We start from the raw sequence: 17,064 nt of genomic DNA on the forward strand, positions 1-17,064 counted from the left end.
CTTTCCCTATCTAGGATCTTTCTGTTTCCTCAAAGGAAATGTTCGACGAATCCATATCCCTGTCCCAAGGCCATGTCGATGCGATCGGTCCATTGATGCCAAAAGGCCAGCCCATTCATGAGATTGGCCACACCATGGATAGCTGTTTGAAAGAGCATCGCTAGGACACCCATGCCGATGATCATACCGATAAGTCTCATCCCGTGACTTCTCCCTTCCTGTCCTTCTTCTAAGTATCTTCAGGGAACTAGGTGGAAAGAGAGCATCACCAAGAGAATTGCTGCCCCCAGCAGTAACCGCCAATAAAACGTGCGAATGCCCTCCGTCCATTCCAATACGGCGCGGACGATGAGCTGAGCCCCTACCCCGTAGACTAAGAGGAGCACTCCTGGTCGCGTATAATCGAGGGCAAACAGCGTAAGTACGACGGCCATCAGCAGCATGCCGGCCGTGACGAGTGGGTATAATTTTCGTTTCGGCAACGTCGTTCGGGACGTAGTCATGGTTTGTTCTCCTTTATCCTGGGAATTATTCCCAACATATCCTTACGGTTTTTATACCCCATCATGGGGAGCGTTATCCATGATGTTCTTTCGATGACTAGCATCCCTGACCATGGGCATGGGCTCATGATTTTTATGTAGCTCTGGTAGGTAGTGTATGTGGAGGCGTACTTACTAGCATTATTTTCATCCAAAAGCTTAGGAAAGCAGATGGAAAGGCACAATTGGAGATAGTTGCTAAAAGATATCGATAATCTGCATTATGGCCACTCGATGTTGGTAAAATTATTACGATATATAAAATGATGATCTGCAATGTAAATAAAACGTAGCCGTTCGAATGGAATCGAAAACGGCTACGTTTCTTCTATTTGGTGTTCTCACACGTTTTCCGTAACTTCTTGTTCGGCAATCTCGGGATGGTTCCAGTAAATTTCAAGAAGCCGACGAGAGGAACCACTTGGCGTATTCGTTCCCTTTTCCCACGCCTCCACCGTTTTGGTGGAAACTCCTAAAACCTGGGCAAAGACGCTTTGGGTAAACTGCAGCTGCTCGCGTAACTGCTTAATGTCTTCCGGCGTAAACACTTGCAAGGCTTTAATGGCTACGTTTTTTCGTCGGCCTTTCGTTTGATCGCCTTCACCAAAAGCCACTGCTTCTTCCATGCTTTTTTTCATCTCGTCAAAAAGAGAAGACCCCATGTCTAACGCCTCCTTATGGCTGACCATATAGTTGTTTCAACTGGATGGATAGTTTCTTTAATGCCTTTTTTTCTTCTTTCGATAAGCTTGCTTGTTCCGATTTGGTAAAAATCAAAATGCAAATCGTTCGATCGGTTACGGGAATATTGAGATAGACCACACGGTATGAACCACTTTTTCCCTGGTTTGAACGGGAAGGAGCAAAACGCATTTTTTTAATGCCCCCGGTCCCTGTTTCCGTATCTCCGCGTTCCGGGTCTTCGAGTAACAGTTGCTCCAGCTCTCGTAAATCGGTATCCGACAACTTCAGTCGTTCCCAGCGTTTATCGAACGTCGGCGTATAGATGAATTCTCGATGCATAAGCCCTCATGGTCCCCTTCTATTTTACCCTATATAATAGGGTTATTCAATATGTATAGATGATGGATGGATGACATCATGGATGGATTGTTATGCTTCTTGCGTGGGGGAAGCAGGTGCTCGTTCGACCACACTCACGACCTTCTTATACATTTTCCCTGTCTCTTCAAATTCTTCTCGAAAGACGTTCATCACGAGGACCGTTCGTCGTCCGTGATTGGTATTCACGAGGACGATATCTCCCTGCTGAATCGGGTCTTCGCGCAAGCGTTTTGGAATGTTCCAAGTGTATAGCTGGTTCGTGTTTAACACCAGCGCACCGTTTTCCTCTCGACGGATAATATGAAAAGCAGCAATCGTATTGTTCGTTTTCATGTGTCTCTCTTCCCTTCAATGAGTAACTAATAAGATGTAAACATAAGTTCAATAGTTGTTCTTCATCTGGTCGATGATAGACCAGGTTGCTGGTTCGTTTTTAACTTTTGCAGTGCATGATGTTGGTCCATTGTCTTCTCGCAACAGTCATGTTTTGGCTCTTTATCACGTTCTTATTATGAACACGTTTGGCTCATATTGAGGCCGATATCAGTTTCAAGTTGGGCCACGTTTCGAGCATTCCAAGAGCTCGATCGGAAACACGATATAGGCTCTGATGATGTTCAGGACTCGGTCGTTTATTGACCAGGGGATGGTCCATAATCAATCGTTGGCCGATTATCGAAGCGTTAAAACCTGTCTCACAAGTGTCACAGCCCCCCGGTTTTGTACTCAATACTGTCACAGCGCTGTCTCACAGGTGTCACAAAAAGCAATTTGGATGTACCCATGAAAAATCCGGCATTGCCAGATACCCCAGCTCGTCTGGGGTCACTTTTCCCTTATGCTCTTGCAACTTTTTCATCGTTACAAGGGAGGTGTTTCAAAGAGAGCTTATTTCATGACAGGAGACCGGGCGGATCATGATCCTGTTGCTGTTCCATCCTGGGCATCTAACCGAACCCATGATGCTTTCATTCGTTGATCATGAAACCGATTTTTACGACCACTCGTTAGTACTGGTTCCTGAAAACAATGATTCTTCTTACGCATCTTTCCATGGACCATCAAGGGCTTTTCCATGCCGTAGGTGATCGACCGTTACCCTTTTTCCTGTGTGGGATCCATATCCTCACTCATGCTTTCCAGCCATTCGTTTTGTCGTTGCATTTGATCGCTGAACCGATGGAGGGCTTCGGTGTTTTTTTCGATTAAGGTTTTGTACGCTTGATCGGTTTCGTTCAGTTCTTTTTGCATCACGTAGTTTTCGATCAATGTCTTCAAATACTGTTGCCGGGAAAGCCCACGTTTTTTGGCTCGTTCGTCGATCGTTTGAACCACGATTGGGTTTAATTCGCGTACTTTAATGTCCATGATTTGTCTCCCTTTCTTGTAACAAAATAACCCCAGTTCATGACAACCCCAGTGCAACATTCAAAATCCAGAAAGAGCATAAGGGAAAAGTGACCCCAGACGAGCTGGGGTATCCGGCAGTGCCGGACTTTTTATGGGTACGTCAAAATGGCTGTTGTTCACAGGTTTGTGAACACCTCGTTCACGGATCTGTGAACAAATCGGGGGGGTTGTTCACGCTTTTGTGAACAGCCCATGATCGTTCTTCAACAGGTACTTGGGCAAAAATGAAGCCGAAGCTGTTCCATTGGGAACCAATAAGCGTACCTCTGCGGCGTTCAACACGGACGGTGAAGTGTGCATCAAAACCATCCCATGGATGAACAATAATGTATCGTTGTCGACTCCTTGTTGTCTATCGAACTAACACTTATGTTTGTCTCTACTACCGTGTTTCTTCCGGAGCTATCCAACATGATCGAAGACTTCTTATCGTTTGTTTCGTTGCAAACAAAACACTAGAACATGATCCTATTCATCCCTCGAATAGACCCCATTGTTCGTGCCAAATCATCAGCCGATATGTACCATGCCATTGTCTCTTGTGGCACGAAAGAAGCTTATTCTCTATCTTCTTTGGCAACGTTTTGGCGCTTCTTGATGCTCGCTTGGGGACCAACGCGTTTGATAGTTTCATCTTCCCTTTTCGTTTCTTATCGACCACACGGAAGTATCGTAGACGGGCTTTTACGCTTCCGTCGTTGGTTTTGGACGTATCCATCCATCCGAGAACACCGACAACGTTTAAAGGCTCTCCCAAGTCCTAGAGACCCTATTTGTTAATTCATCTTATTCGAAGTCCTAATAACCGAGAAAAATGCGTTGAGGATGGTTGTATTGGCTCCGAGGCTTCCTCATGAATCAACATGGTTACGTTGGCTCTTCGCTAAACCCCTTCCAGAGTTTCGGGATCTTGTTGGCTTTGTGCGACGACACGACGTAATGGGTAAACGGCTGCTTGGTTTCCGGATCCTTATAGGTATTGATCTCATATGTCTCCGTGGGAGCCGTAACGACGACTTCGGCAGCCCACTGCGCCTGTTTTTTCCCTTTGGATCGGCGATCGCTCACCGTAATACCGGGAACCTGGCCCTCATTGACGATCAAATACTGCGTCATGCCATCGGAAGCTGCCTCGACCTTGACGCTAAAACCGATAGCCGTTAATTCTTTTTCCAACTGTTTCACACTTCGATTCATCTTGGAGATAGTTCCTGCCATCGAATCATCCCTCCTTCCTGAGTTTATCAGTTATCCTGCAGCCAGTTATAGTTCAGTGGATGGTCAGCTGGTAAATGCGGGTACGGCTGGTCAATCATGTCTCGTTTCAGGCGGTGCTTATGTAACGTATTCTCCAAACAACGACGGTAATAGGCTGGTAAATGATGCACTTGATTCTTGTTCGATTCGACTTCTTGACGAACTCGTTGAATGACAGCAAGAGATAACCCCTTCTGGTGAAAATCTCGTTCTATTTGGTCGAATTCTTTTTTTGAAGAGAAATTATTAGAAGAATATAGATTGTTAACCTGTTTATTCTTGTTAACAACAACTTCTTCAGTATCGTTTGATTCAGTATTACTAGATTCAGTATCGTTAGAGTCTCGTTTTGAAACTTCCGGATATTTCATTTTGAAACTTCCGGATATTTCATTTTGAAACTTCCTTACTGGCTCAGCGGATTCAGTCTCTTCTTCATGTTGTGAGTCCATATCGTCCATTTCATAAACATCTTCTTTACTGATTTCTGGCCATTTTAAATATATACGATTTGCTTTATTTTGGCCCATTCGTTTGGTATGTAATAAATCTAATTCTTTTAATTGTTTTTGTACGCGCTGCCATTTTGAAACCGAAACTCCCAAGCGTTTACAAATTTCTTCCTGGGTAAAAATAAAATATATATCACCATTATCATCAAACCATCCGTTTTTTTTACTTAAAGTCCAACGATCTCTTAAGATTGCCCAGGCCATTTTTGCATCATTAGACATGTTCTGGTATTGGCCTTCACCCGTCAAAAATACTTTAGGCACTTGAACATGTTTCAATTTATACTCTTCAAAAATATTTACAAATCTAGACATAAAAAAACTCCCAACAATTAATTTTTGTTTGAGAGTTTCTCCTGCTTATAAATACATTATCCAAAAAATGTTATGTATAAATAGATGAACGTTTCCCTTGCATAGATAAGAGAATATGATACACTATTTACAAATCATATCTTTTCTGTTGGATTAGCAGGAAAAACTCTGAAACAGTCAGGTTGCCGCCTGGCTGTTTCGTCTGTATTAAGTACATTTTAGCGGAATGCCTAAAAATTAGCAAACCAAGTTTAAAGTTTCAATATCCAAATAAACGACTCCAAAATCCTTTTTTCTTTTCTCCAGTCTCTTCCTCTAAAGAATTTGAATTTTGCTCTTCTTTCTCTTCTTCTTTTTGTTGCATCTCTTCTAATTTTTCTTCTAACAATTTTTGCTCTTTTTGCTCATCTACATAATTTTTCAGATGTTCAATAGTTTCTTGCTGTTTTGTCATAAACTGTCTTTGTTCATAAATGACCTCATTTTGCTCTTTAAGCAAAGTTTTTATGTCATCCATCTTGTCGTTTAAGCTCTGCATATAATTCACAGGATCATTTATACTTAAATCACTTCTATGATTATTATAATCGCTTCCGTTTATGATAATTATAGAACGCTGCACTGCATCTTGGAGCTTTAATCCTTGTTCGTCTCTTAGCTCGATCATTTTTTTAAAAAGCTCAACGTCTTGTCTATTGAATACAATATAACTCTGCTTATTTCTATCAAATTTATGTCCATTCTCTTCGAATAAACCATAATATTTTCTGGCAGCTGACTCAGTTATATTTAATTCTTCGGCAAGATGCTTCAGTCTATATTCAACTTCCATAATAATCATAAACCCCCATTTTTATAATAATCATATGAAGACGTTTTCTATTCCTAGTTTAATAATATCATTATATGATAATTATAAAAACCAATTTTTTATAACTTGTTTGTATGATAATCATGAAAATGGCTTTTGATTTTAATTATAATTATCATAGAAGCTTTAACTTCCGATAAGGGCCGTTATGTATAACGAAAGACATGTTGTTGAGCTTGTTTAGAAAAATGGAAGAAACATTAGGTAAAAAATGAAAACCACCCTAATGGGCGAACTTCAATCATCCTTGTATGATCGAAGAGGAAGTTTGGATTTTTAGGACGTGAACGTTATTCAAGTAACTTTTCAACTTGTTGGGAAATTTTTTCATTGGCCACATAGGTTTCATTTTCGTGTCCAGCGTACATTAAAGCATACTGGCTATCATCCATTTCGATTAAATGGATGATGCGTTCTCCTCCTTTTTCTCCTTTCCCGTAGTTGATCGTGGCATCATAAGTCGGTTGGTCAACATCAACATTCTTTTTCTCTGCATTTGCGATCAGCTTCTCAAAAGTGGCGATTTCCTCTTGGCTTTCTGATGTCCATATAAAATCTTGGCTACCTCCCCCAAGCCCGTTGGAAGAAGCGACAGAAACCTGTTGAATCGACTGGTCGGCAGTAGCCATTTTTTCTGCCCCGCATCCAACCGTTAACACGCCCAACACGCATGCAAGTACACAAAATAGTGTTTTTTTCATTTTTTCCTCCTTTGATGATATTTATAAAAAAGGCATATCGTATTTTACTGCTTTCATGCACGAAAAAAAATATTTTTATGGAATTTGTTTCCAAAAATGACTAGGGGTCTTTTATGGTAGTAATGTGTAATAAATGGTAAAAAAAGTAATTTAAAGGAGTGGTTGTGTTGAAAACGAAAGCGAAAAAAATGGTTATGACGATGGCCACAGGATTTCTGTTATTTTCCAGTAATGTGGCTTACGCAGCGGACGATTCAAGTGGCAATAACGAATTACCATCAGCGGTTTCAGAAAAAGAAGGGGAGATGGTGCTAAAATATACCGCAGAAGAGATGGACTATGACAGCGCCACTGCCGAACAGAAACAAACCCTTGCTGAACAAGGATGGGTTCTGGAAGAGGGCGTACCCGTGCTCTATCGGCCGGTTCCCAAAACAATAGAGAAGTTTGACGCCGAGGAAAATAGCCATGATGATATACATACTAGCATAAAAGGTATGGAACATAATGAACATGACAGCCAAGGGGAACACGAGGAAACGTTAATGGTGGATGGTGAAGAAGTAAAAATTCAAAATGGAACATTTGAAGTGAAGAGTGAGCAAAATAAAGTTACGATACAAAACGGGGAAGAATCACAAACTGTGCAAAGGAATGAAGAAGGAAAATATCAGTATGTTACTGAAATGAATCTAAGTGGAATGATCGAAGAAATGGATCATCGGCAGGAAGAAATGTTTGGCACATTTGGATACGGAGATACCTACTCTCCAGGAGATTGGGTGCATTGCAATCGATTTAACGGGCCGGCAAGTAATAATAAGCACTTGAGAAAAACCAATCCCCAAGCGTATATTAATTTTGTAGGTAGTGATTGCGATCGAGGAGCTATTCGCTATTGCAGGTCTCATAATAGTTGCAACCAAAAATACCGAGCAGCATATTGTTCCTATAAGCTAGGTCATTCGACAAAATACCATAAGCATTAAAAATGAAGAGACTCGAGAGACCTTAACACAAAGCCTCTCGAGTCTCTTTTATAGAGAACTTTAAACATACCGATAATCGCGATTATGTTAATAAGGGGAGCAAATAAGAGTCGAGAATCGTTTATCGGCGCTTGGGGCCGAAAGCTAAAAACCAGTCCATCCAGCCGGTATGTTGGTCAAAATGTTGGGACCCTTAGGGCAAGGTGATTACATGTTCAAAGGTGTATTGGTTGCCGTGGTAGAAGTGCTGAGACAGTAGCCGGGAGTGGTGAAGGACGTGGCCCATTAACCGCCGGTTTAGCTTCGGTAGTTTTGCCCCAAGGCTCGTCGTCGATTTTTATAGTGGTTGTTCTTGTCGAAAACCCCAACTCACCGCTGGCTCATGCTTGTCGCTTGATGACTATTGATGGATCCCTTCGATCGTTGACGTAAAAACCCCTCTTGCTATAAGCAGAGGGGTAGGAGATATCCAGTGATAGGATATATGGGGGAGTTTCCCATTTTGTCTTGATGCGAAACGCTGGTTTTGGTTCTTATAAGGTGGTGGAGGTAGCGACAACAAGGGTGATTGTTGTTGCTACCCTTTTGTTCCCCTTCCGTTTTCCTTAGAAACCTTTATCTTTCTCCCGTTGCAGGGTCACGATCATATAATCTTTATCTGTATTCCAATCCCAATCGGTAAAGATATCGAGCACGTTACGCTGCAATAACGCTTCCATGTGTTCTTCCCGAAACAGCCTCCGTTCCATTGTTTCAATAAATACTAATACGGGGTACGGGGATGATAAACAGAATTAAAAGGAGGATTATTGATGTCTTTGATGGCGTTAATATCCACGGTTTTTTTAGCTCTTTCATTATTATGTACGGTATGGGTCGCTTGGGATATTAAAAAACACCCACAGCCAATGACGATTATGAACGTGGTCTGGCCGATCACGGTCATTTATTCTGGTCCTATTGGGTTGATTTTTTATTATTATATTGGTCGGCGCGCGCATCAAGAAAAACCGATGTGGCAGTCGACGGTGGCCTCAACGAGTCACTGCGGCGCGGGATGTGCGCTAGGGGATATTATCGGAATCCCGATCGTCGTCGCGTTGGGGTGGACCATTGCCGGCACCCGCTTGTTTGCTGATTACATTGTGGAATTTACATTGGCCTATTTGTTGGGGATCTTTTTTCAACTTTTTGCTATTCTTCCAATGAACGAAAAAATGACGAAACGAGAAGGGTTAAAAAAAGCAATTAAAGCGGACACCTTGGCGCTCGTCTGTTATGAGATTGGCATGTTTGGGTGGATGGCGCTGGTGCACTTTGTGTTTTTTGCGCACGCTCCTTCCCCGGCCGGGCCTACCTTTTGGTTTATGATGCAGATTGCTTTAATGATAGGCTTTTTAACCAGCTATCCAGTGAATTGGTGGTTAGTCAAGAAAGGAATCAAACACGCCATGTAAAAAACCTATGAAGAGGGGCTGAACCGGTCTGTGGGTAGTAGGAGCTGGTAGGCTTTCCTTTGTTCCCTGTAAAAATTTCACGAGGATAGAAGAAACATGGCTCATCTTCACGTTTTCTTCAAATTGGTATGCGATCATTTCCTGTATGAAATAAAGACAGATGTAGCCGAGTGGTCATGCTTGGGGTAACGTGTATGGCTTTATATCTATGTGTCTGCCTTGATGGAGAGATGTAATGAAACAAGGAGGATAACTATGGGGAACGAAGATATATCAAGGATGAATGAAAACATGTCTATGATGAATGGTGATATGTCCATGATGTCGATGGGGATGTGGCTCTGGATGTTGCTGCTGATCGCGTTGGTGATCGTTGCTATTTACACCCTTGTCTATGTCGCGATCAATTCTAAAAAAAATAATAAAACACGTGCTTCTTCTCCGGACGCATCGTTAAACACGTTGCGGGAGCGGTTTGCCAATGGCGAATTAACGGAAGAAGAATTTGAACAAAAACGGCGCGTGCTTCAAAAAGACAAATAAATGGCCGAAGAGAGCCCTCGTTCCTCATGGAAGGGGCTCTCGCTTGTGTCGCCATTCTTCTGCAAGATAGTCTACTAATAGAAGAGATAGTCGTTTCCCAAAAACCGGGGCGTAGGAGGACCTATCGACGTTCAGGCAGTAAAACGGGGGTGAAAAGGTGCAAAGGAGGCTGGAAACTTTTTGGAAACATATCGCCGTGAAACTAGCCGCTATTTTGTTTTCATTATTGGTCGTGGTGTTGGTCCCCCTCGCTTTGGTTATCCATGAAGTGATTTCGGGTCTCTTCTTTGAGCGAGAAGTGGAGGACATGAGGCAAAGGGTTTCTCATTATGTGTCCATGTACGATGAAAACGGTACGATTGCCACCAGTGTGTTGGAAACAATGACCGCCGTGCATCAGGATGTGTATGTGCTAGATGAGAATTTTCAATCCAACCGGCATGTGGGGGACAATACGACGGCCTTTGCCGCTGAGATGTCTCCAGAAGCACGAAAGGAGATCCGAGCAGGGGACATGGTGGAACGGACATATACCGATGACAGTACGGGAGAAAACTATCTGGTTGTCGGCAGGCCGTTGCAGGCGAATGAAGAAATAGCGGGAAGCTTGTATCTATTATCGTCCCAGGCAGCGATTGAAACGGATATCCAGGAGATTCAACGATTGATCACGCTTGCGGTCGTCGGGAGTTTTCTGTTGGCATTTGGTTGTATCATTGTGCTGGCCCGGCGTTTGACGCTGCCTTTGGTGCGGATGGAACAAGCGACCCGTCAACTAGCCAAAGGCGAGCTGGAGGTTCGGGTCGAGCAGACACCCCAGGATGAAGTAGGGTCCCTGGGCGCAGCGATTAATGATCTGGCCCGGGACTTAAAACAATACCGGGACGCCCGGCGAGCCTTTTTGGCAGATGTTTCGCATGAATTACGAACACCGGTGACATATATTAAAGGCTATTCCCATATCTTGCAGGAGAAGCTGTACGATCATGTGGAAGACCAAGAGGCATACTTGGCGATTCTGTCGAACGAAGCCGAACGGTTAAATCGTCTAGTGGAAGAATTGTTCGATCTGGCGCAAATGGATGATGGTCAGATGACATTAATCAAAAAACATTTGGATATAGCTCCGATGCTGGAGCGGATCGTTAAAGGGTTTGCCTTGCCGGCTCGCCAACAGGGACTGAAACTAGACATAGACGTAGAAGAAGAGCTAATCGTCTATGGAGATGAACTGCGGCTGGAGCAGGTATTCATGAACCTGATGACGAACGCCCTGCGTTATACGGAAAAAGGAAGCATCTCGATTCACGGCGGCCGCAACTCCAGGCGCCAACCGGTCATCACAGTAACAGATACAGGCATAGGAATCCCCGAAAAGGAACAGCCATATATTTTCGACCGTTTTTACCGTGTAGACAAGTCCCGGTCCCGCGAAGGCGGGGGAACGGGCCTCGGACTCGCGATTGTAAAGCAGCTAATGCATGCGCATGATGGTGATATTCAGGTCTCTAGTGTTCCGGGGGAAGGCACATCATTTATATTAACGTTTGCCCGGCCCGGAAAAAATACGCAGCAAGAAAAAATTTAATCCTCTTCACAGTTTCTTCACATTCAGGGGGGACAATACAAACAGGCAGGCGGGAGAGGGAATATTAAAAAAGAGAGGATGGTTTCAATGACCTACGAAGAATGCGTCCAGGAATGTCTTCGCTGTATGGAGCAATGCAACCGCTGCTTTGATGACTGCCTGAAAGAAGACGATGTGAAGGAGGTGGCAGAGTGTATCCGTCTCAACCGTGAATGTGCGGATATATGTGCTTTTGCAGCAAAAGCGATGCAAAGCAACAGTCCGTTTGCAAAAGAAATCTGCGCCCTGTGCGCAAAAATCTGCCGCGCCTGCGGGGACGAATGTGCCAAGCATGAGCATCATCAGCACTGTAAAGATTGCGCCGATGCCTGCTACCGCTGTGCAGATGCATGCGAACAGATGGCAAAATAACATGAAGGTACGGGGAACCGCTGGACCACGTCCGGCGGTTTTCTTCTATTATATAATGAACGTACATAGACAGCTGTTGATAAAGGACGTGAAGGAAATGAAGCATAAAGAAACCTACCGTATTCTGGTAGTCGATGATGAGTTTCCAATGAGACAGATGCTCCGCATCTATTTGCAGCACGGAGGCTATCAGGTCACAGAGGCAGCGGGGGGAGCAGAAGCGTTAAGCCAGTGGCGGAAGCAGTCATACGATCTGGTGATATTAGATCTCATGATGCCGGGGACAGATGGCTGGGCGGTTTGTGAAACGATTCGTTCTTCGAGTGCTGTGCCGATTTTGATGCTTACGGCCCGTGCCGGTCTCGAAGACAGAGTGGAGGGGCTGGAGCTGGGGGCGGACGATTATCTGGCCAAGCCGTTTGAGTCCAAGGAGCTGCTGGCCCGCGTACAGGCGCTGCTCCGCCGTTCGTATGATTTTCCCGTATCCTATGAACCATCGCATGAAATTGAACGGGGGTCGCTGCGGGTGGATCCCGAGAAGCGGTCGGTGTATGCAGCGGAAGAAGAAGTTGTATTGACCCCGAAGGAATTTGACCTGCTTCATACACTGATTGAAAAGCCGGGAAGGGTGTTCAGCCGGGAGTTGCTGCTCCAGCGGATTTGGGGCATGGATTACATGGGGGACGTTCGGACAGTAGATACACATATGAAAAATCTCCGGCTTAAGCTAAACGCTTTCTATCACGAAACAAATCCTGTTCACACTGTCTGGGGTGTCGGATACAAATTTGAAGAATCATAAGGAAGCTGTGCCAGAGCAATTAAAAGCGGGAAGGAGGAGAGGACAATGAGGTGGTTGGAATGGATCACGGCAGGAGTATTAATCATTGTCGGCCTGGGCTGCTTGACAATGTCTGCGGCCTGGGCTGCTCCTTTTACAAACGTGCATACGTTTATGCATCAATTGTTTTTGGTGTGCTCCTGGGTGTTTCTTCCGCTCGGTGCTTTCTTTCTTATTTATTACACGCTGATGGAAAAGTAGGAAGAAGGGAAAGAGGGGAAATACGTATTAAAGCGGATCTATCCATCGGCTGATCCGGAGGGTTTGGTCGACCGGAAGATAAAAGGTTTCGTGTGTTCGTATGTCCCTCACAAGCGGCAGGGTGGAAGAAATATCGTCGCAGCCAATGATAACTGCCGTGGTGCCGTTCGTTAATTGAACGGTGGACCCTGCTGGAAAGATCCCCAGAAATTCGCAGAAAAAGCGAATATATTCAGGGTCCAGCGAACCGGCTTCCTTTCGTAACAGTTGTACCGCCTGAAGCGGGGATACGGCTCGAAGGTAAGGGCGGTCCAGTGATAGAGCAGAATAGACGTCAAGCACAGATAACAACCGGACAGGATCTTCAAGCTTGGACGCCGGGACTCCATTTGGATAGCCGCTGCCATCCAGGCGCTCGTGATGCCGGTAAGCCATGGATGAAATAAGTTCAGAAAATCCGTGGTCTTTTAATATGCGGTACCCCTGCCTGGCATGGCTTTTCAACATGTTCCATTCCGCCACTGTCGGGGATGTTTGTTTTGTTAAGACAGTACGGGGAATCGCCGTTTTGCCAATATCATGAAGCAGCAGCCCGCAAGCCATTTCACGTATATTTGGCCATTCCAATCGGTGAGCAGCCAGAGAACCGAGAAGAAAGACGTCAAACGAGTGCCGGTAGGTATACATGTCCCAGGCTGCCAATTGTTGAAACAATTGGCGCACGGCCTGGTCCTTCATCAGCGAATGGAAAAGATACTCGAGCCAATGATAATAGGCGGGCTGTTGTAATTTGCCGCCTGCACGAAAGCCGTTATCGAGACCTGATGTATTTTTCAAAAACAAGCGACGGTCTTCAGGACTTATTGGCATGTCTATCTCACCTCTTTTTCTAGTGATAGAAGTGTCTCCATAAGCGTTGTTGGACACGGGCGCTACTGCAGGTAGGTAAACCAAACGTCCCCTCTGGTAGAGAGAACGTTTGATTTGCTTATAGCGGTGGTTTTCTTCACGGAATGGACGTTAGTTGCTGCGCAGTTCGCTTTCCGTTAACCATTTATGATTGGTGACTTCTTCCCCGTCCGTCGTGGTGAAATCGACCATGTACACGGTGGTTTCCTCTGCTGTATCGATGGTGGCCGTGGCGCCGTCCATGCCCTCCATATGGGAAACGTCAAGTACGGCGGTATCCCCCGGTTGTAACGATTCTTTGCCTGTGTTGTTCAATTCTTCATGGATGACCCATTTGTGATTTTCGACAAGGTCTCCGCCATCGGTTGGTTGAAATGTAACTGCATAGGCGGTCGTATCATAAGCTCCGATGATGGTGGCGGTCGCTCCTTCCATGCCTTCCATATGATTGGCTTCTATCGTGGCTGTATCCCCAACTTCAAATGTAGGGTTTTCAGCTTTTTGCAGATCATCCGGCACTTCTCCGGAGCTGGAATGATTCATATTCATGTCGCTTTGTCCTCCCATGGACCCCTTCATTTGGTGATGCTGGCCCTCCTGGTCGTTGTTCATCATGCCCATCATTTGTTGGCGAGCTTCTGAATTCATACCATCCATCATGTGCCCCATGGTTTCGGGCCCAACGATGCCGTCGACTTGAAGTTGGTGTTCTTGTTGATAAAGCATGACGTTTTCCCGGGTCTCCGAACCAAATATGCCATCGGTGTTCGTTTCAACCCCCTGGTTGGTTAATAACTGTTGGATGTGGCGAACGTGCATGTTGGCGTCCCCGGTACGTAAAATCCCCATGTTTTCGCTCATAGTGTCTTGCAACGCCATCATCGTTTGGGGCCCAACGATGCCGTCCACGGTGATACCAGTCTCTTTTTGAAACGTTTGTACGCTTTCGCTGGTTTCGGGACCAAAGATGCCGTCTACGTCGGTGGAAATGCCACGATCTTGCAACATTTGCTGGAGCATGTTGACCATTGGTCCCTGTGTTCCCTCGGCCATCATGCCCGAAGCCCCCCTTTCTTCGTGATGATCTTCCATTGAGCTAGGAGCGCTTGCGTTATCGCTTTGAGAAGCTTCCATGGTTACCGGGGCCACCAGCAGACCAAAAGTGGTCACAGCGACCCCCCATGTCATTGGTTTTTTCATTGTTTGCCTTCCTCCTTGCGCATTAAAGTGGGTACACTACTAGTTGTACCTCTTAGGTATGAAGAAACTGTGAAGATTTCTTAAAATCTGTCATGAGAGTAACTTTTTTCAAATAATTGCCTAGGGCTCATTTATAGGTTATCTTCATATTTTCTACACAGGAGCCCCTTATAATATAAACGTATGATTTCAATGAAACTCCTCCGCAAAACAGGGATTCGGAAAGCTATATGACCCATTTACAAGGGGGGAATTAGGGGGGAAAGTAGTCAATGTTTAACCCATGACTTGGGATGCCTATATCATAGGTGTGGAAGAGGCTTTAAATACATGAGATCCCCTATCGAAAGTTGTATAGTTTACCTAGAAGGTAATGAAGAATAGAAGCACTTCGGAGTGAAACGGAGGGACGTGAAAATGTCTCAGCAATTATCAGACCGATGAAATAGATGATAGCGGACAGGAGAACAAAAAAAAGAATTTTAACGATGACACATGTAGCAGTTAGGAGTGGCAAAAGATATGATGTATTCATCGATGCAACCGATCGACCGGGTGGCCTTTGAAGTTGGATCTGTGCCTATTTATTGGTACGGAATTCTCATTGGTCTGGGTGCTTTGCTTGGTTATGTATTAGCGTCTTATGAAGCAAAGAAACGGGGGCTTCCGGATGACATTTTTGCGGATCTGCTCATTTTCGCCATCCCAATATCAATCATCGGGGCCCGATTGTACTATGTCATTTTTGAATGGGGGTACTATGACCAGAATCTGGGAAGTATTCTGGCGGTATGGGAAGGTGGTCTTGCGATACACGGCGGATTGATTGGTGCCGTACTTACGGGCATCGTCTTTTCGAAAGTCAAGCGAGTCTCTTTTTGGAAGCTGGCGGATATTGCTGCACCGAGCCTGATTTTGGGGCAGGCAATTGGTCGCTGGGGCAACTTTATTAACCAGGAAGCCCACGGCGGCGAAGTGAGCCGTTCGTTTTTAGAGAGACTGCAGCTGCCGGAATTTATTATTAATCAGATGTATATTGAGGGAGCTTACTACAATCCCACGTTTTTGTACGAATCGCTTTGGAATATCGCGGGATTTTTCTTGCTATTAGGCCTGCGCCGGGTTAATCTCCGCCGCGGGGAACTGTTTTTAACGTATGTGATCTGGTATTCCTTCGGCCGCTTTTTCATCGAAGGGATGCGGACCGACAGCTTAATGCTGTTTGATACGATCCGCGTGGCGCAGCTGATTTCGGTGCTGTTGATTCTCGGAGCCGTAAGCCTAATTGTATATCGAAAAAGGGCCGGGCTTGCCCAAGCAAGATATTTAAGTGAAGACGGTCCCGGCATTTAGGGCAAAGACTTTGTTTTTAAGGTGGTGGGGACTGATTAGAATAGCACATTATCGAATAATAAAGATTAGGACAAGCAGCAAGCATGATAAAGGAAGGCGGGTACTCTTGCTAGTCCCCAACGTTAGGTTTTTGCCCAGCTGGTATAGGTTGAGCTTATTTTCTTGAACATAAGGATTTATCTTCGGTAAATGGTTGCCTGGAGAACTCCTTCAAACGATTTTAATCCTTCGTGGGGAGACGGGCCCATGAAACATTTGCGCTCTGCTGCTATCTGAAGTTCACCCATGATCTTATCCATTATGCGGAAGCCACGGTTCAAACACAGGGATTACGTTAGGATTAGACATGAATCAATGTTCACACCAAATGATTGACGATCTTCTAGAGACATCGAAACTTATGAGATAGGCTAAAACGTTTATGCGTTTATAGATGAAAATACAGGGGAAGGGTATTTGGAAATCGATATACTAGAAAGAAGGGATAATGTGGCAAATCACAACGATCAGAAGCATCAACACCACGAGGAGCATCATGATACTTCAAATGACGATCATGATCATCAAGGACACGATCATCACGATCACCATGAAATGATGATTCAAGACTTTAAGCGCCGGTTCATCGTTTCCGTTATCCTTACCATTCCTATTTTGCTGTTAACGAGCGCGATTCAACAATTTCTTGGATTAGACTGGGGATTCACCTATGATTCGTGGGTCCTCTTCGGATTAGCGACCATGGTCTTTTTCTACGGCGGTTGGCCATTTTTAACAGGGGCCATTGATGAAATCAAGCAGAAGAACCCGGGCATGATGACGCTGATCGGCCTAGCGATTGTGGTCGCGTATGGCTACAGCACTATGGTCGTGTTCGGCTGGTCCGGCAGAAATTTTTT

Annotated in this window: 19 protein-coding genes and 1 pseudogene; 9 read left to right on the forward strand and 11 right to left on the reverse strand. The window is 44.8% G+C overall.

Annotated features, from left to right (window positions below; translation table 11 throughout):
* Positions 1 to 29 precede the first annotated feature (29 nt).
* From ACTTK6_RS14605 to ACTTK6_RS14645, 9 genes are all read right to left on the reverse strand, one after another.
* Positions 30 to 200, reverse strand: a complete 171-nt coding sequence (locus tag ACTTK6_RS14605; protein ID WP_462833771.1) for a hypothetical protein — start codon at positions 198 to 200, stop codon at positions 30 to 32.
* A gap of 683 nt (positions 201 to 883) precedes the next feature.
* Positions 884 to 1,204 carry a helix-turn-helix domain-containing protein gene (locus ACTTK6_RS14610; RefSeq protein ID WP_462833772.1) on the reverse strand — a complete coding sequence of 107 codons (321 nt, stop codon included), beginning with the start codon at positions 1,202 to 1,204 and terminating at the stop codon, positions 884 to 886.
* A 13-nt stretch (positions 1,205 to 1,217) separates the two neighbouring features.
* Positions 1,218 to 1,565 carry a type II toxin-antitoxin system RelE/ParE family toxin gene (locus tag ACTTK6_RS14615; RefSeq protein WP_462833773.1) on the reverse strand — a complete coding sequence of 116 codons (348 nt, stop codon included), beginning with the start codon at positions 1,563 to 1,565 and terminating at the stop codon, positions 1,218 to 1,220.
* Between the two features lie 90 nt (positions 1,566 to 1,655).
* Positions 1,656 to 1,940: a DUF5839 family protein gene (locus ACTTK6_RS14620; protein WP_462833774.1), complete on the reverse strand. Its 285-nt coding sequence runs from the start codon at positions 1,938 to 1,940 to the stop codon at positions 1,656 to 1,658.
* 762 nt (positions 1,941 to 2,702) lie between these two features.
* Entirely contained in the window at positions 2,703 to 2,975 is a 273-nt protein-coding gene (locus ACTTK6_RS14625) for a hypothetical protein (protein WP_462833775.1), read from the reverse strand.
* A gap of 909 nt (positions 2,976 to 3,884) precedes the next feature.
* Positions 3,885 to 4,235, reverse strand: a complete 351-nt coding sequence (locus tag ACTTK6_RS14630; protein ID WP_462833776.1) for a hypothetical protein — start codon at positions 4,233 to 4,235, stop codon at positions 3,885 to 3,887.
* Between the two features lie 26 nt (positions 4,236 to 4,261).
* Complete coding sequence (locus ACTTK6_RS14635) at positions 4,262 to 5,101, reverse strand: replication initiator protein A (RefSeq protein WP_462833777.1); 840 nt, start codon at positions 5,099 to 5,101, stop codon at positions 4,262 to 4,264.
* A 259-nt stretch (positions 5,102 to 5,360) separates the two neighbouring features.
* Positions 5,361 to 5,942, reverse strand: a complete 582-nt coding sequence (locus tag ACTTK6_RS14640) for a hypothetical protein (RefSeq protein WP_462833778.1) — start codon at positions 5,940 to 5,942, stop codon at positions 5,361 to 5,363.
* Between the two features lie 320 nt (positions 5,943 to 6,262).
* Positions 6,263 to 6,673: a hypothetical protein gene (locus ACTTK6_RS14645; protein WP_462833779.1), complete on the reverse strand. Its 411-nt coding sequence runs from the start codon at positions 6,671 to 6,673 to the stop codon at positions 6,263 to 6,265.
* Between the two features lie 167 nt (positions 6,674 to 6,840).
* Between ACTTK6_RS14645 and ACTTK6_RS14650 the strand changes: the two genes are divergently transcribed.
* The 7 genes from ACTTK6_RS14650 (at position 6,841) to ACTTK6_RS14680 (ending at position 12,703) form a co-directional block, all read left to right on the forward strand.
* Positions 6,841 to 7,662: a hypothetical protein gene (locus ACTTK6_RS14650; protein ID WP_462833780.1), complete on the forward strand. Its 822-nt coding sequence runs from the start codon at positions 6,841 to 6,843 to the stop codon at positions 7,660 to 7,662.
* An 812-nt stretch (positions 7,663 to 8,474) separates the two neighbouring features.
* A complete protein-coding gene (locus ACTTK6_RS14655) occupies positions 8,475 to 9,119 on the forward strand; it encodes a DUF4396 domain-containing protein (RefSeq protein ID WP_462833781.1) in 645 nt (214 codons plus the stop codon).
* Between the two features lie 255 nt (positions 9,120 to 9,374).
* Complete coding sequence (locus tag ACTTK6_RS14660; RefSeq protein WP_462833782.1) at positions 9,375 to 9,662, forward strand: SHOCT domain-containing protein; 288 nt, start codon at positions 9,375 to 9,377, stop codon at positions 9,660 to 9,662.
* Between the two features lie 157 nt (positions 9,663 to 9,819).
* Positions 9,820 to 11,250 (forward strand): sensor histidine kinase, encoded by a 1,431-nt coding sequence (locus ACTTK6_RS14665; RefSeq protein ID WP_462833783.1) that lies wholly within the window; start codon positions 9,820 to 9,822, stop codon positions 11,248 to 11,250.
* Between the two features lie 78 nt (positions 11,251 to 11,328).
* The gene (locus ACTTK6_RS14670) at positions 11,329 to 11,661 is read left to right on the forward strand and encodes a four-helix bundle copper-binding protein (protein WP_462833784.1); all 333 of its coding nucleotides are present in this window, start codon (positions 11,329 to 11,331) and stop codon (positions 11,659 to 11,661) included.
* A gap of 97 nt (positions 11,662 to 11,758) precedes the next feature.
* Positions 11,759 to 12,463 (forward strand): response regulator transcription factor, encoded by a 705-nt coding sequence (locus ACTTK6_RS14675; RefSeq protein WP_022794892.1) that lies wholly within the window; start codon positions 11,759 to 11,761, stop codon positions 12,461 to 12,463.
* Positions 12,464 to 12,508: 45 nt separating this feature from the next.
* Positions 12,509 to 12,703, forward strand: coding sequence for a hypothetical protein (locus tag ACTTK6_RS14680; protein ID WP_022794891.1), 195 nt, complete (start codon positions 12,509 to 12,511; stop codon positions 12,701 to 12,703).
* A 27-nt stretch (positions 12,704 to 12,730) separates the two neighbouring features.
* On the opposite strand, the gene ACTTK6_RS14685 is transcribed toward ACTTK6_RS14680, so the two are convergent.
* Both ACTTK6_RS14685 and ACTTK6_RS14690 read right to left on the reverse strand, forming a co-directional pair.
* Positions 12,731 to 13,573, reverse strand: a complete 843-nt coding sequence (locus tag ACTTK6_RS14685; RefSeq protein ID WP_462833785.1) for an HD-GYP domain-containing protein — start codon at positions 13,571 to 13,573, stop codon at positions 12,731 to 12,733.
* Between the two features lie 150 nt (positions 13,574 to 13,723).
* Positions 13,724 to 14,812 carry a DUF1541 domain-containing protein gene (locus ACTTK6_RS14690; protein ID WP_022794889.1) on the reverse strand — a complete coding sequence of 363 codons (1,089 nt, stop codon included), beginning with the start codon at positions 14,810 to 14,812 and terminating at the stop codon, positions 13,724 to 13,726.
* Positions 14,813 to 15,337: 525 nt separating this feature from the next.
* Here ACTTK6_RS14690 and lgt point away from each other — a divergent pair.
* A complete protein-coding gene (gene lgt, locus ACTTK6_RS14695; protein ID WP_027847449.1) occupies positions 15,338 to 16,165 on the forward strand; it encodes a prolipoprotein diacylglyceryl transferase in 828 nt (275 codons plus the stop codon).
* A gap of 489 nt (positions 16,166 to 16,654) precedes the next feature.
* Positions 16,655 to 17,064 (forward strand): annotated as a pseudogene (locus tag ACTTK6_RS14700) (heavy metal translocating P-type ATPase); the annotation flags it as partial.

It is taken from the genome of Marinococcus salis (genome assembly GCF_054971365.1).